The organism is Cyanobacterium aponinum PCC 10605 (assembly GCF_000317675.1).
Classification (GTDB): domain Bacteria; phylum Cyanobacteriota; class Cyanobacteriia; order Cyanobacteriales; family Cyanobacteriaceae; genus PCC-10605.
On the sequence record NC_019776.1, the window covers coordinates 3,799,672 to 3,815,919 of the forward strand.

Annotated in this window: 9 protein-coding genes; 1 reads left to right on the forward strand and 8 read right to left on the reverse strand. The window is 37.9% G+C overall.

Annotation, left to right across the window (positions count from 1 at the left end; all coding sequences use genetic code 11):
• Positions 1 to 33: 33 nt before the first annotated feature.
• The gene (locus CYAN10605_RS15965) at positions 34 to 9,306 is read right to left on the reverse strand and encodes a CHAT domain-containing protein (RefSeq protein ID WP_015220978.1); all 9,273 of its coding nucleotides are present in this window, start codon (positions 9,304 to 9,306) and stop codon (positions 34 to 36) included.
• A gap of 247 nt (positions 9,307 to 9,553) precedes the next feature.
• On the opposite strand from CYAN10605_RS15965, the gene CYAN10605_RS15970 reads away from it, so the two are divergent.
• Positions 9,554 to 10,672, forward strand: coding sequence for a transporter substrate-binding domain-containing protein (locus CYAN10605_RS15970; protein WP_015220979.1), 1,119 nt, complete (start codon positions 9,554 to 9,556; stop codon positions 10,670 to 10,672).
• Between the two features lie 293 nt (positions 10,673 to 10,965).
• Here CYAN10605_RS15970 and CYAN10605_RS15975 read toward each other — a convergent pair whose 3' ends face one another.
• From CYAN10605_RS15975 to speB, 7 genes are all read right to left on the reverse strand, one after another.
• Positions 10,966 to 11,739, reverse strand: a complete 774-nt coding sequence (locus CYAN10605_RS15975) for an ABC transporter ATP-binding protein (RefSeq protein ID WP_015220980.1) — start codon at positions 11,737 to 11,739, stop codon at positions 10,966 to 10,968.
• Between the two features lie 38 nt (positions 11,740 to 11,777).
• Positions 11,778 to 12,593 carry an ABC transporter permease gene (locus CYAN10605_RS15980; protein ID WP_015220981.1) on the reverse strand — a complete coding sequence of 272 codons (816 nt, stop codon included), beginning with the start codon at positions 12,591 to 12,593 and terminating at the stop codon, positions 11,778 to 11,780.
• Between the two features lie 148 nt (positions 12,594 to 12,741).
• Positions 12,742 to 13,782: an ABC transporter substrate-binding protein gene (locus CYAN10605_RS15985; RefSeq protein WP_015220982.1), complete on the reverse strand. Its 1,041-nt coding sequence runs from the start codon at positions 13,780 to 13,782 to the stop codon at positions 12,742 to 12,744.
• A 37-nt stretch (positions 13,783 to 13,819) separates the two neighbouring features.
• On the reverse strand, positions 13,820 to 14,521 hold the full coding sequence (gene hypB, locus CYAN10605_RS15990) for a hydrogenase nickel incorporation protein HypB (protein ID WP_015220983.1): 702 nt from the start codon (positions 14,519 to 14,521) through the stop codon (positions 13,820 to 13,822).
• Positions 14,505 to 14,636: a hypothetical protein gene (locus CYAN10605_RS19360; RefSeq protein ID WP_277422488.1), complete on the reverse strand. Its 132-nt coding sequence runs from the start codon at positions 14,634 to 14,636 to the stop codon at positions 14,505 to 14,507. Before CYAN10605_RS19360 ends, hypB begins: the two co-directional genes overlap by 17 nt.
• A 59-nt stretch (positions 14,637 to 14,695) precedes the next feature.
• The gene (gene hypA, locus CYAN10605_RS15995) at positions 14,696 to 15,049 is read right to left on the reverse strand and encodes a hydrogenase maturation nickel metallochaperone HypA (protein ID WP_041922561.1); all 354 of its coding nucleotides are present in this window, start codon (positions 15,047 to 15,049) and stop codon (positions 14,696 to 14,698) included.
• A gap of 2 nt (positions 15,050 to 15,051) precedes the next feature.
• On the reverse strand, positions 15,052 to 16,209 hold the full coding sequence (gene speB, locus CYAN10605_RS16000) for an agmatinase (RefSeq protein WP_015220985.1): 1,158 nt from the start codon (positions 16,207 to 16,209) through the stop codon (positions 15,052 to 15,054).
• Between the last annotated feature and the right edge of the window lie 39 nt (positions 16,210 to 16,248).

Genomic DNA, 16,248 nt, shown 5'->3' on the forward strand with positions numbered 1-16,248 from the left:
TCGCTTCATTGTACCAATAATAAGTTGAATAAATTACCAAGGATTCCCAATCATAGTGAAAGGAGCCCAATAGAAAGGATGGGAAAAATTTTCTTTCTGACGAGAATTTTCTGGTAAACCCTCCAAAGAAACAGAGAGATTAGGGGTAACAATAGAATTTCCATCCTCTGCTTTGTACACTTTCCCCCGTAAAAGATTTAATTGAGCTTGTCTTAGTGCTTCCGCTTTGATGGGTGCTGATTTCAACTGACTATAAAAATCTGTCATTAATGCAAGAGTACCAGTATCACTCACTTGCCAAACACTACCCATTGCCGTTTTTACCCCTGCTTGTACCGCTAACCCTGCAAACCCTAATTCAGCTATTTCATTACCAAAAGCGGTTTCACAGGCACTTAATACCATTAACTCAACTAGAGGATCATTTAAACCTAATTGACGTACTTCTTCTAAGTTTAAACGACTATTATGCAATTGAATAAAGCTATTTTGCGTCTCAGTGTAATTAAACTCCCCATGAGTACCAAAATGGACAATTCCATAGGATTGACGGCTTAAATTATTTTTGATTTGTTCTAGGGTAAAGTTTTCATTGAGATAGTTTTGGGAGTCTGTAATATTTTCTCCTGTCCAAACTTTTCTGATAGTTGGTAATTCCAAGGCAACAGCCGGTAAAGGTATCACATTAGGATAAGAAAAATCAGAAGCCCCCATAGCTAATAAACTTAAATCTTGAATGGGGCGAAAACGATTATCATTTAGATTTAAACTAGGTGCTAAACCGCTACTATATTTTTCTACTAAAAACTCTTGACTATCTTGATCATAAAGAGCCGCTAAAGGAGTAAAACGAATCTCGGCGGGAAGAATAAATAATAAGTTAGAAATTTCTCGCTCTTGTAATTGTTTTTCAATGGGTTTTACTAACCAATTATATAAATCACTAGCATAAGGTTTATAGCTATCATTCAAATCAAAAGGATTCGCTACACTTGACCATAAATCTGTAGCAGTTTGGGTGATTTGTTGACGAGTTACAGGTAAAACCATACGAATGGGATTACCCTCATTAGTAATAACTAAAATATCTAAAATATCGTCAGGAGAAGAAGGAGGAGCGATATTTGGTTGTACTTTATTGGTGTCAATTTCAACTTGACTATATTCATTGGTGTTATTAATTTCTCGACGGGCAAAATCTTCGTCAAAGTCTGATGGTTGATAACCTTTGGGGGTAAAACTTACATAGACAATAGCAGGTTTTTCTCCCACTTCTTTTTCAAGGTTGAGTAAGATTGTTCTTGCCTGACTAATGGTTACAATGGGTGCATCTTGGGGCAGTAAAGCAATATTTTGAACAATATCTTCATTGGGACGTATTACAGAATTATCTGGATTACTGATGGGGAAGCGTCTTTCTGTTTCCAAAGGAGGTTCAATAGGAGGTTCTACAGGGGGTTCAATAGGAGGCTCTACAGGAGGCTCTACGGGAGGCTCTACAGGAGGCTCTACAGGGGGTTCTACAGGGGGCTCTACAGGAGGCTCTACAGGAGGCTCTACGGGAGTTTGAGGTAATAAATTAACGGTGATATTCCCTTCTGTGACAGTGTTAAAATACTCGCCTTCAACAATACTGAATTGTGTATTACTGATAAGACCTTCTGTGCCGTTATCTTCTGAGTTGCCGACGGTAAAGGGTAAACGAGAATCAGTGGTTTGTCCTTCTTCGATACCATTAGGGAATAAATCGACTAAAATTGAACCTCCACCATCTTCGCCAGTGCTGTCAATGCTGATATTTCTTTCTCCAATGGTGTTCAACACTCTTAATTTACCGGTAGTTGAAATATTTATATTACCGCCCGTTCCATTTTGGCTACTACTATTAATTGTATTTACCTCAATATCCTCGATCGCGCTTAAGTTGATGTCACCACCATTACCACTATTTTCTTGACCCGTTTCTGAGTTAATTCTGGTACTACTATTTATATTTCCTGCTGTGATAGATAGAGCATTAAGAGTAATATTACCGCCATTACCTGAGATACCATCTAAATCAGAAGTTGCAGAAGTAGAAGTATCAACATTACCAGTAATATTCAGGTTGCCGATAGTATCAATCGTAATATTCCCGCCGTTACCAGTTACCCCTTGAGCATTAATTGCCTCAACAGAAGAACCAGCACTTATGTTATTAAGTACATTAATATCTCCTCGACTTTCGATAACAATATTTCCTCCTCCTCCCACTGCGGCGGAAAATAACTCACCATTGACAGTAATATTATTAATATTAGGACTCTCAGAAGAAGCATTATCGAGGGTGATTAATCCCCCTACTCCCCTTTCTCCAAACTCACAGCCGTTATCACAAAAATATCCTGAGTTAGTAAAAATAGAAACTCCGAGATTGATTTCCCCTAAAGCATCAACCGTAACATCTCCTCCATTACCACTATTAATCACTCCCACAATATCATCATTACTTTCACTAATTTCTAAAGCGAAAGAAGTAGTTTCAATCAAACCGAGATTGTCACTGTTAAAATTAACATTTCCCCCTGCTTGAACATTAACACTTCCCCCATTAGAAGCAGTAACATCAAAAGGTGCTAATGCCCTAGAAGAAGCCAAAATATTTAGAGTATCTGATGATGAACCAACTGTAATATCATTACCTGCAATTATGGAAATATCTCCAGCATTTCCCGTTTCCGCACTACCAAAATTAGAACCAGCAAAAGAGCGAGAATCAATAGTTCCTAAGATTTCAATATTTCCCCCTACTTGTAAGCTAATATTGCCACCATCACCACTAATGACATCTTCTACCCCCAAACTGCCACAACTTTCTCCCCCGGCACAAGAGCGAGAGATAATGCTACCTGTACTTAAATTACCCTGAGTTTGAATATTAACTGTACCACCATTGGCACTCGAATTAGAACCATTAGAAAAAGATGATATATTACCGCTATTAATATCCCCAACGCCATTTAAGGTAATATTTCCCCCTTGTTGACCAGTATTACTATTGGCTTCAATGTTACCTGCGTTAATACTGCTCGAAGAATTAAAGTTAACGTCACCCACAGAAGGGGCAACGGATTGACCTAAACTAGCAGAAGTATTAATATTACCCGTGGTGATACTGGCGGCATTAATATCTAAATCTAATCCGGGGGTTAATATATTACCACTGAGAAATTCTCCTTGAGCCTCAAAGTCAATATTACTGCCTGTCACCAAAATTTCGCTATTGAGAATTTGGTTGCCTAAACTTCCCACAAAACCACCAGTAAAATTAGTTGTATTGGCTGTAATGGTCAAATTATTCAGAGGTTGAGTGCCTCCGATTTCCCCGCTAACAAAAATATTGCTGTTAAGGGCGTTAAAACTTAAATTCTGAGTGCCATCGATATTACCAAAAATATTTATATCTGCACTTTCCGTCTCGTTAGTAGTGCTTAGTAAAACATTATTACCCAAAATAACATTATCATTAATAGTGATAGGATTAGCTAGGGTGATAATATCAGCGTTAAGAGTTGTGGTTGAACCATCCCCGTTAATTGTGATGGAAGCATTATCGTTGCCGTTAATGGGTGCGTTGATAAGTATATCTGTACCCTCTAGTGTTATGGGGTCATTTACCGTTAAAGGCTCATTAATTGCAATCCCTCTATCTACATCATTACTTACAGTGATACGATTAAAATTATTAACACTATTAAGATTTGTGACAACTACTTGACTATTTTCTCCGCTACCAAAAGAAAAACCAGTATTATTAGTTTGTAAAAATAATTGACCATCATTACCTGCAAAAGAGTTTAATTCAGGAAAACTAATGGCAGTGAAACCCCGTAAGGTCAGATTTTCTGATACCGAAGCGGTGTTATTAAAATTAAGACTTCCTTGGGTGCTAACTAAGCTGATGTTATTGGTAACGTTAAGGTTGCCATTATAAATCTGGTTGCCCGTAGTAGTAACATTCGCATTTAATCGGGTTAAGCCCTGACTATCAGTAATTAAACTATTGCTATTAAATTGATTAAGTTGTGCTTCTTCTAGCACATTGAGGGTAACTTCTCCTAAAGGTTGAATATCATCTCCTACTGCTTGATTAAAAATAAGATTATTACTGTTAACCGTTAAATTATTATTTTCTCCTTCTTGACTATTAAGGGCTTGATTGAAAGAAATATTACCCCCCTTCAAAATAGAGTTATCTTGCAATGTCACGACACCATTAAATACTTGCTCTCCTGTAGTAACGATGCTATCACCATTACCACTGATATTAATATTTGTTGGTACATTATTGGTTGTTAAACTTGCTAAACCTGCAATATCTCCTAAAGTATCATTGCCAATACCATCACCTAAATTAATAGTCGCCCCTGCACTAACTATTACTGCTTGAGAAGTTGCCCCTTCTCTGTTTTGAATATCACTTAAGAAGACGGCAAAGACTTCCGGAGGAATCGTTGTGTCTGTTAGCTGGAGAGTGAAGTTGAAAGAGTCAACACCGCCGTTAAAATTGATGTTTTGCCCTGTGAAGGTGACACCATCATCAAGAAAAACTGAGCCATTAAAGGTTTGATTTCCAGTCGTTGTAATATTAGAACTAATTAAAGGTGCTAATTCTGGATCAGGCGGTAAAGGAAAACCAAGGGCGGAAAAGTTACTGAGGGCTAGATTTCCGTCAACATTGAGGGATTGTCCTTGAATTTGACCCACAACGAGGGTATTTTCTGCATTTATGGTAATATCTGCTCCTGCCCCTGGGACGAAAGGAGGTAGATTACCGATAATTACTCCTGTTACAATTTCTTCCCCTGTGAGATTGATAGCACCAGATTGCAATGCCCCTGCGGTGAATAATCCACCAGCTAAAACATGGCCATTATTACTATTAAGAGAAATATTACCACTATTGAGGGTAAAGGCATTACCAAATTGTTTGCCTGTTTCTGTTAAACCTTCTATATCTATATCTCCCCCTGCATTGATGCTGATATTACCACTGGTGTTAGGTAAGGCGGTGCTAATAGCAAGGGGTATATCGTTAATATTGCCATCTCCTTCGATATTGACATAACCTAAAGCGTTGACGGTGAAAGAAATGGGAGTTGAGGAGTTGCTATCTACTTGAGTGGGTAGGATTATATCGATGTTATTTCCTTCTAAGATGGTATTTTGAAATAAGAAGGCATTGGCAATAACGTTGGGATTAGTGCTGGAAGTGGAGAAAAACTGATTACCCAAGGTGCGAATACTCACGGCGGAGTCTGGTAAACCATTTAAGTTAATATTGAGAAATGTATTTAAAGCTCTGCTTTGTAAGTTATTCAATCCAATATTAGCACCGATGCGATCGCTTCCTATACCATCTCCATAATTAAGATTATTTGTTGCCCTTACATTTAGATTAACAGGTGTTTCTGAAGAATCGATGGAGGAATTAAAAGCAATATTATCCCCTGTAATGGTAGTGTTTCTAGTTAATATTACTGGATCATTATAAGTTTGATTACCTGTTGTGGTGATGGAAGATGTATTAATTTGAGTAATACCATTGCTATCAGTAAGAAGACTTTGAGCTTGAATGGCTCTATTAAGAATATTCGTGTTAGCAATTCTTAAATCTAAATCCCCCAAAACATTAATGCTTCCTAAATCATTAGACAAAGTTAAATCATTAATATCTGTGAGAATAACGTTATTACCACTGCGCAAATTAACCGTCTGAAAGTCGTTATTAACTGAATCGAAAATAATATCATTATTGTTAGGATTAAGAGTAGTTAAACCGCTAACATTTATAGCTCCACTATCACTTAAATTGCCATTGGTGTTTAAAGTTAAATTACCGCTAACTAAGGAATTACCAACATTTAAAGTGTTAACATCTCTGATACTGACGTTATTTCCTTGCTCAATACTTAACGCCCCGACAAAATTATTATTCTGATTGAGGGTAATATCACCTTGAGAAGTAGCATTGAGTAAAGTGTTACCAGCAACGTTAATGGCATCAGTTTGAATGATACCCGGGAGAGTGGCAGTTACGGGGACAACTTCAGGGGCAGTGGTTGTTATACTCAAATTATTACCAAAATTCCCCGCTAAATTAATAACTTGCCCTCCTGTTATGGGTGAATCATTAAAAGCAAGGTTTCCTGTAGGAAATTCGCTAATTACTGTTAAATTACCTGTAATGTCTGTACTTATTTCTGCATTTAGCAATAATTCAGAAACATTAACAATTCCTAATTGACGAATAAAAATATTTCCGTTTCCATCAATATCGACGATATTTCTTGCTTGACTATTAATGATGTTGTCTGCATTGGTTAAATTATCTAAAGATGGATTAATAATGGTTTCTCCAGCTACCTGCACTTTCCCTGTAAGAGTTTGGGTTACTTCTCCTGCGGAGTTAAGGGTAAAGTTACCACCAATTAAAACTTCATCTAAAACTGTGCCACTAGGATTAAAGTTATTTATATTGACATCAGCTAAGTTAGGATCGCTGGTAGTAATACCGGTATTACCTGAAACATTAATACTGGTTTCTGATATTTGGGTTAAAGTGTTGCCGATCGAAATTTCTAAATTTCCGCTTATGATTTGATTAGAGAGGATTAAATCGTTAACATCAATTACCGTAAGATTATTGGCAATACTGGTTTCTAAAACGTTAAAGTCATTTTCTGTGCCTACTAAGGAAATATTCGCAGGAACGGAAAATTCCCCTGAAGGTATAATTGCCCCAATAGTGGAAAATCCTTGGGCAGTAATTTGAGATTGACTATCTTGTAAAATATCTCCATTAGAGAGGAGTTGAAGATTATTTGCTGATTGAATGAAGGTGGCTTCCTTGATATGGATTCCTTGATTGTCGTTATTAGGAATATTGGTATTTCCTAGGATATTAATTGAACCTGTAGCGTTAGTTGTGATGTTAGTAGTTTGTCCTGAAGGGGTTAAAGATGAACCAATACTAACACCATCTCTATTATTGGAATTTCCTACGAGGTTAATATCTCCATTTCCATTAGTGGTAATTAGCGTATTTGCTGAACCACCTATTTCTAATCCAAATCCTACTCCATTATTAGCTGTACCGTCTAGGGTGATAAAACCATTGCCTAAAGCAGTAATCTCGCCGTAGGTTACTTTAACGCCACTATCTCCATTTAAGCCTGTGCCACCGCTACCGATGAGGTTAATATTACCGTTTTCGGTTTTAATAATTCCCCCTGCCGAAAGAATACCAATATTGTTACTATTTCCGTCAACATCTACAGCACTACCATCGCCTCCGATACCTTGTATGTCAATAACACCATCTCCCCTAGTATTAATTATTACCGTATTGACTCCCCCTATAGAAACACCTACGTTATTAACGGCAGTGGAAGAAGATAAACCTTCTCCTCTGATGGATATGTTTCCTCCTTCCGCATTGAGGTTTCCTTTTATATCAACACCGTTATTAAAGGTTTCCGTTGAGGCGATATTTTCGGGAAATAATAAGTCTGGTGTGCCTACAGCAAAGCCACTTAAAGGGTCTGAACCTCCCCCCAATACTATATTTCCGCCATTGGTATTGATGGATGAACCCTCTAAAAGTGCGATCGCACCCCCTGTTTCTCCAGTGAGATTAGAATTAAAGACAACATTAAGAGAATCTGTGGAAAGGGTATCTTGATTTTCAATAACACCACCAAAACGAATATTCCTATTAGCTTCAAGGGTAAGAGTTTTGACTGTACCACTATCTGCTCCAATTCCTGCATAATTAAGAATGGCATCACTATTCCAAATAATATTTCCTGCTTCTTCCCCTTCACTTTGAGTAGAAACTGTGACACTACCAATTTGTAAACCGTCTTGAATTAAGCCAACGGGTAAAACGGCACTATCGCCCGTGGGTTCAAAAGGACTAAAAACATTAATATTAACTGGTTCACCTTCGGCTACAATCTCAATATTAGAAGGGTCAATTAACCATTCTCCCGGTTGCCCGACAATAGCTTCTGTATCGGGAATAGTTGTTATCTGAAAAGAATTAACCCCACTGGTTTCAACAAACCCCCCATCGCCGCCAAACTCTCCCCCTCTGGCTTTTAACTTTCCGTGAATACTAGCGTGATTATCAGCAAAAGCAATAATTTCTCCTCCATTGCCCTTAAGGGTAGCGGAAGCAGAAACCTGAGAATCAGGACTAATATAGGTAATTTCAGCATTGGGAATAGTGCCTTGACCTTTTTTTTCTCCTCCAATCAATACCCTTCCACCGCCATTGCTACCGTCTGCTGTAATTTCTCCTTGGATAACTCCCACTTTATCCCCTAAGATGGTGATTTCTCCCCCCAAATTTTGAGAAGATGTGCTGATTTTTCCTGAAGCAACGGCATAAACACTTAAATGATTATCTTTGCTATCTGAGATGGTAGCATTTCCCACCTGTACCTGATTATTGTTAACAGTTACATCACCAATTTCTAAACCCGTATTTTTTGCCCCTGTCAACAAAGTCGGCAAATCTTGAGGGGTGAACCCTAATAAATTTCCTTGCTCATCTTTAGGTATATCAATCTCTAAGCTCAATAAACTACCCTCTGGGGTTATTTTTATCCTAGATGTTCCCCCCACCGCTTGTATATTGATTTTACCTTGAGCAGTTTCAATAATTCCTGTATTGATAACATTGCCACCGATAAGATTGAGATTTTGTCCTTTTGCTAGGGTTAAATCTCCTGCGTTGACGATACTTCCGGGTTTATCTGTGTTGAAAATAAAACTGTTGGGATTGCCTGTTAAGTTTTGATAGTCGCTGTTACCAATAGCATTAAATATACCGTTACCAAAACCAATACCTGTGGCAGTAGTAGCGGTGAAGTCGGCAGGAACATTTAAACTGGCATTCTGCCCAAAAACAATCCCCGCAGGATTCATGATGAAAAGATTAGAGTTTCCCCCAGTGACTTCTATTAGCCCTTGTATATAAGAAGGATTACCTCCAGTGACTCTGGTTAAGATATTTTGGATGTTAGGATTAGTGAGAAATGTGGCTATTTGTTGAGGAGTTAAGCCAAATTCCTGAAAACTGTGAAAAAGGTTTTTTCCATCCCTCGACAGGGTTTGTCCATCAATTAAAATGCGATCGCCTTCTTTGGTTACAATAGTTGCAGTGCTACCATCAATAATAATTTCTTGAGCTTGGACTGGTATAAACTCAAGACCAAAAACGGATAAAGCGGTGAGTAAGAGGCTAATTTTTCTTAACATCAAAAACGACCTATATGAGGAATGGAAATGAAACAATTATAATTTAATTATTCTTATTCAGTTCGTCAATTATTCGGGCTTTTTTTACTTTTTCTTAACAATGATTGTTTCTTATCTCCATAATGCAATTAAAATCTTGTTAATATTTCATTCACTTCTTAAGATTTATTAAGCTCCGAATTTTCAGTTTTATTAAACAGTCTGATTACTGGATTTTTTAAGAAAGAATACATATTTTTTGTTACTAATGATTTTAAAAAACAAATTTCTACTCATAAATACTTTAATCTTATTAATATCTAATATTTTTCCTAATTCTTGTTTATCTCAAGAAACTATAAATAACAAAATAAATCAACCTATAAATTCAGAAACCAACCTTAAAGTTATTACTAATAGTTTTCCCCCTTTAGTTATCATCGATCAAGAAAAATATACCGGTTTTAGTATAGAATTGTGGGATGCGATCGCATCTGAATTAAATATTGATTACACAATTAAGAGAAAAAATAATGTTCAAGAATTAATTGATGGAGTTATGGCAGGAGAAGCAGACGTTGCCATCGCAGGTATATCTATGACATCTGAGAGGGAAAAAATAATCGACTTTTCCCATCCCATTTTTGAATCAGGTTTAAAAATTTTGGTGTCTGGAAAACAAGCCTCTCCTTTTGTGGTTTTTTTACGTTCTTTTTTCTCTCCAATACTTTGGAATACTATGGGTTTTTTGGTGATAGTTACCATAATTTGTGCCCATTTAATGTGGTTTTTAGAAAGGAAAAAAAATTCAGAAATGTTCCCTCAAAAATATTTCAAAGGTATTTGGGAATCTTTTTGGTGGTCTATAGTAACCCTAGTAACGGTAGGATATGGAGATAAAACCCCTATCACTTTCGGGGGAAGATTATTAGCAACCCTATGGATGTTTACGGGAATTTTGCTCATTTCTTACTTTACTGCTTCCGTATCCTCAGATCTTACACTGCACAGAATACAAGCAAATATACATAGTTATCATGATTTACGGGACAAAAAAGTAGGGACTCTTGCGAATACAACTTCAGCTAATTTTCTGCAGATGATTGGAGCGGAAGTTATTACTTATAACAGTATTCATAAGGCTTACTCAGCTTTGAAAAATCAAGAAATTAGAGCGATTGTTTATGACGCTCCTGTTTTAATGTACTATGCAAAACAAGATACAAAATATAATTTACAGGTTGTCGGTCATGTTTTTGAACCTCAAGACTATGCCATTGTTTTACAGTTAAACAGTATTTATCGCCAACCAATTAATGAAGCAATTTTGACTTTAAAAGAAAATGGTACTTATAATGAAATTTATCAAAAATGGTTTGGAAATTAATTAATCTGAGTTCGGAATAAATTTTTATCTATGAGTGATGGAGAAAAGGGCAATTAGTGAATAGTGAATAGTTGATAATTAAGAATTAAAAATTAAGAATTAAGAATTAAAAACTCCGAACACTCATTATTTTCTTCTAAAACCTGAAACCGTCAAACCTGAAACCCTGTACGGGCGAATGGCCATTCGCCCCTACTTCTCCCTCTCCCCTCATCCCCCTATCCCCAACATCTTAACACCTGCAACCTGAAACCTACCCTTATTTGATATTCTTAAACCGAACTGAGGTTTTATTAAGCCGCCATAAGGGCTTCTTTGCCGTGTAAGCGTAATAATTCCATTAACTCATCTCGATAGTCATGAAAAATACTATGGCGCTTGATGTGGGAAGTCCGTTCTGGTAAATTAATAGTAATTTCTTTTCTGACTGTACCGGGGCGTGAACCTAAAGCATAGATACGATTAGATAAAAATACCGCTTCCTCTACATCATGGGTAATCATAAAGATGGTTAAATTTGTTCTTTGCCATAAATCAAGGATAAATTCGTGCATGGATTCTTTTGTATGAATATCTAATGCACCAAAGGGTTCATCCATTAGTAATACTTTTGGTTCTGAAGTTAATGCACGTGCGATCGCAACTCTTTGTTTCATGCCTCCTGAGAGTTGTTTGGGCAAGGATTTGGCAAAATTAGATAAACCAACAACGCTGAGATAATAACTAGCTTTTTCTTTTCTTTCTTTTTTCGGAACTCCTTGCAATTTCAAACCAAATTCTGTATTTTCTTGGACATTTAACCAAGGATAAAGGGTATAATGTTGAAACACCATTCCCCGATCAGGTCCGGGGGCAGTAATAAGTTTACCATCAATTTTTATTTCTCCAAAACAGGGTTTATCTAGTCCTGCAATTTGACGCAGTAAAGTCGATTTTCCTGAGCCTGAAGCCCCTACTGCACAGATAAATTCACCCTCTTTAATGGTCATATTAATATCTTTTAAAACAGATAGTTTTCCATTTTCTGTATCGAAACTTTTATGTAAATTTTTAATTTGTAAAAACATAAAATCACCTCTTTTTATAATAATTAAAACTTTTAAAATTAACGTTTTTGACTAGACCATTTACAAGAAATTCTTAATAAATATTGAAAAAATAAATCTAAAGATAAACCGATAATACCAATCACAATTAAACCGACAAAAATCTCATCAGTTTTTAAAAATCTTCCTGCCACACTGATACGCCTTCCCAAGCCTTCAGTGGAAGCAATCAATTCCGAAACAATTACTAATTGCCATGCCGCCGCTAAATTAATACGACAAGCATCGAGAATACCGGGCAAAGAATGGGGTAATATCACCTGAGTGAGAATTTGCCACTTATTACCCCCTAGAATATACGTCGATTCGATCAAATCTTTTGATACAAATTTTACAGTATCCATAACCATTAAGGCATTAAAGAAAAATACACCTATAAATATAAGAGTGATTTTCGGTTCTTCTCCGATACCCAAGTAAAGGATTAAGAGGGGGATAAACGCTGGTGCGGGCATATAACGCATTAAACCGAACAAAGGTTCTAATAAAGCCCGAATACTGGCAAAACTACCCATTAAAATGCCGATGGGAATGGCGAATAAAGCGGCAAGGAAAAAACCAACTCCCACTCGCCATAAAGATGCGATCGTATCTTGCATTAATTCACCGCTACTCCAAAGCCTTCCAAAAGCCTGTAAAACATTAGCGGGAGAGGGTAGAAATTTAGGATCGATATTACCGACAGTAGTAATAAACCACCATAAAAACAAAGGAAGCGCGATCGAACTTATGGTAAGGGTAATATAAAGAGGTTTGGGAATGTCCTCGGATAAACGCCAAAAACCATTGAGGATATTTACTTTTGATTTATTCATCTCTTTGGTTAACTTGGTTTGAAAGGAATGAAAAATGAAGAATTAATAATTAAGAGGTGTCAGGTTGCGGGTGTCGGGTATCAGGTAATTTTTCCCCACTCCTCACTCTCCTACTTTTAAAAAACCCCGAACTCCGAACTCCGAACTCCTATCCCTTCTTCTCGGCGTAGGCTTTGACAAAGCGATCATCAAAAATGTTACTTAAATCTGCTTCCTGACTAGCTAAACCCACATCTACTAAAAACTTATTCATTTGCTCGGCGGAGTAATAAAGAGATTTCATCGTATCACCGGGGGTAAAGGCTTCTAAATTTTCCTCGATGGTGAATAGTTTTGTGCCTCCTGCATATTCCTCATATTCATCCACAGAAACTCCAGCCCGTTGTGCCATAATTTCGTTAGCTTGATCGGGATTAGCTTGAATATAGTCCATCGTGGCAAACCATGAATCCACCATTGCTTGTACTTGTTCGGGGTTTTCTTCCACAAACTTACGAGTAAAAACAAGGTGATCGGAAATTGAACCCGGGAAGTCTTTAGAACTAAATAACTCCTTACTGTTAGGGCGAGTTAAGGCTTGGGTAGTAAAAGGAGCAAATACTGCCACAGCATCCACTTGCCCGGCGACAAAAGCAGCGGCGGCTGAACCTGTTTCAAGGGGGACAAATTCAATATCTTCAGGAGATAAACCTGCTTCTTTCATCCCTAAGAGTAAGAGAAAATGATCTACGGTGCCTTCTTCGGCGGCTACTTTTTTCCCTTTTAAATCCTGAATGGTGTTAATTTCTTCACTGACAATAATTTTATCGTTACCAGTGGAGTTATCATTAACTAAGACTATAACTTGATCTGCACCTCCTGCGATCGAACTTACGGTATCTCCTAAAGTTTGACTATTAGCGTCAATTTGTTCAGCGATGAGAGTGTTAATAGATTCGAGATAACCGTCAAACCATTTTAAGTCCACATTGACATTATTCTGCTCAAAAATACCTTGATCATAAGCAACCTGCCACGGAAACCAACCGGGCCAAGCACTAAAGCCTAATCGGACAGGGGTTTCACCGTTAGTACCTCCTCCGGCATTGGTGTTAGTGTCGATATTGGAGGCGGGATTATTACAAGCAACGGCAAGGGTTAAAGTGGCGAAAAATACAACGAGGTAAGAAAGAAAGGATTTTCGTTTCATAATTCTTTAATCCATTACAAGGATTGACAAGATTTGATTAAACACTGATTAATTGTTGATGTTGATGGATGAGAGACACTTGATTTTTGACCCAAGTAAACCATTGATCTAAGCCCATTTCTGTTTTACTGGATACGGGAATGATGGTTACATCAGGATTCATTTGTCTAACATTATTGATTAATTTATCTAAGTCAAAGTCCAAGTGAGGGGCCAAATCCATCTTGGTAATGAGTAAGCAATCCGCTTCTTGAAACATAACGGGATACTTTAAGGGTTTATCTTCCCCTTCGGTAATGCTCAATAAAGCTACTTTTGCGTGTTCCCCCACTTCAAACTCTGCGGGGCATACCAAGTTACCCACATTTTCCACCCACAGTAAATCAAAATCTGAGGGGTTATATTGGGCTTTTAACTGGTGAATACCCCCCGATACCATTTTGGAATCAAGATGACACGATCGCCCCGTATTAATAGCAATGACAGGGACACCATATTGCCGTAAGCGATCTGCATCTAGTTCAGTGGTCATATCACCTTCGATGACAACCATATTTAAAGCGTATCTGAGGCAATGGAGGGTTTTTTCTAAAAGAGCGGTTTTACCTGCCCCGGGGCTACTCATGAGGTTAAAACAAGTAATACCCCACTCATCAAAGTGCGATCGGTTATGGTCTGCTCCTGCTTGGTTAGCATGAAGTAGATTAATTTCTAAAGCGGCGTCAAATGTTTGGTGCATAGTTAGTGAATAGTTGATAGTGAATAGTGAATAATTCTTTGAGTCGTTGTCTTCTGACTTTAGAAGTTGTTTGAAAAGTTTTAGCTCCCCCTAAATCCCCCTGACTTTTCAACATATTTTTGCACTCGTTCCCCCCTTAAAAAGGGGGGCTAGGGGGGATCAATCATAAGAGCATCAAACACAAGAATACTCAAGGCGATCGATTTTTAACTCCCTCCCTGAGCGAATATCATCCATCGGGGAATGACATTTAGGGCAGGAATACTGTAAACCGATTTCTGGTTGGTACTCCTCATTACAGTTATGACAAAAGGCAACTAGAGGAATATTTTTAATGGCTAGTTTTGCCCCTTCAAGGAAAGTGTTTTTAGTTTGCACTTCAAAGGCAAATTCCAGAGAAGCAGGTTCAACACAGGTAAAATCTCCCACCAATAAATGAACCTTGTCTATTTTGTATGGTTGCGGTTGTGACTCATACCAGTCAGTAATAGTCATAATTAATGCCTTTGTCATGTCCGTTTCGTGCATAGTTAACTCCAAGGTTGATCAACTACTTGGGCTTCTTCGTGGATATAGTCGGGTTTTTGTTTACGGGGTAATTGTCCTGATACCACTAAATGAGCCATAGTGTCACAAATAACACGAGTTGCCATTAAAGCCGTCATGTCACTGACATCATAGGGAGGAGAAACTTCTACCACCTCAATACCGCAAACAGTCGTATTTTGCACGATTTTCTTAAGTAAATATAAAGCCTCACGGGGTAATAAGCCACCCGGTTCAGGCCATCCTGTACCCGGCACAAATCCAGCATCAATACAGTCAATATCAAAGCTAATCCAGACGCAATCAGTACCATCGGTTGCTTTTTCAATGGCAAAATCCGCCGCCGCATCTAAGCCCATTTCCGTTATGTCGGTAACAGTTAAGATATTAGTTGCCCTTTCTCGACAAACTTTGACTCCCTGACGAGGTACTTGCCAACCACCTATGCCAAGCTGAACAAGATTTTTCGCAGGGGCATTTTTCATGTTAGTAGCATGAAACCAAGGACAAGTGTGCATTCTTTCGTCTAAATCTGTCTCTTGGGTATCCACATGGCGATCGAAATGTATTATTCCCACCTTTTTATCCCCCAAATGACGACAAACTCCTCTCAAAGTGGGGAAACCGATAGAATGATCTCCCCCCAGAATGATAGGAAACGCCCCAGATTTGAAGATATGGGCAACCCCCTTGGAAATTTGATCAAAGGATTTTTCATTATTAGCAGGAATGGTAAAAATATCCCCCACATCACAGAGTTTAATTTGTTCCCGTAAATCAACTCCCAACTCAAAATTATACGGAGTATATAAAGCACTTATTTTACGAATGCCTTGAGGACCAAATCTTGTACCGGGGCGATAAGTAGTACCTGAATCATGGGGGACACCAACGATCGCAACGTCATAGTTACCCACTTGCTTAACATCTTCTAAATAAGGGGCTTTGAGAAAAGTATTAATCCCGGCATAATGGGGCAATTCGCCACGGGAAAAAGTGGAAATGGTGCGATCTTTAATACTTTCGGCGGCTTCTAAACCATAGTCTAAGCCCTGTTGAACTTCCTGTTGCCATCCCGTGAAAGATAATTCAGACTCTTTTTGTAGTGCCTTTTGAGCTTCACTTTCTGGTAGATTGCTCATGGTTGTTTCTCCTTAATATAATCAACTGTTGCTAAAAAA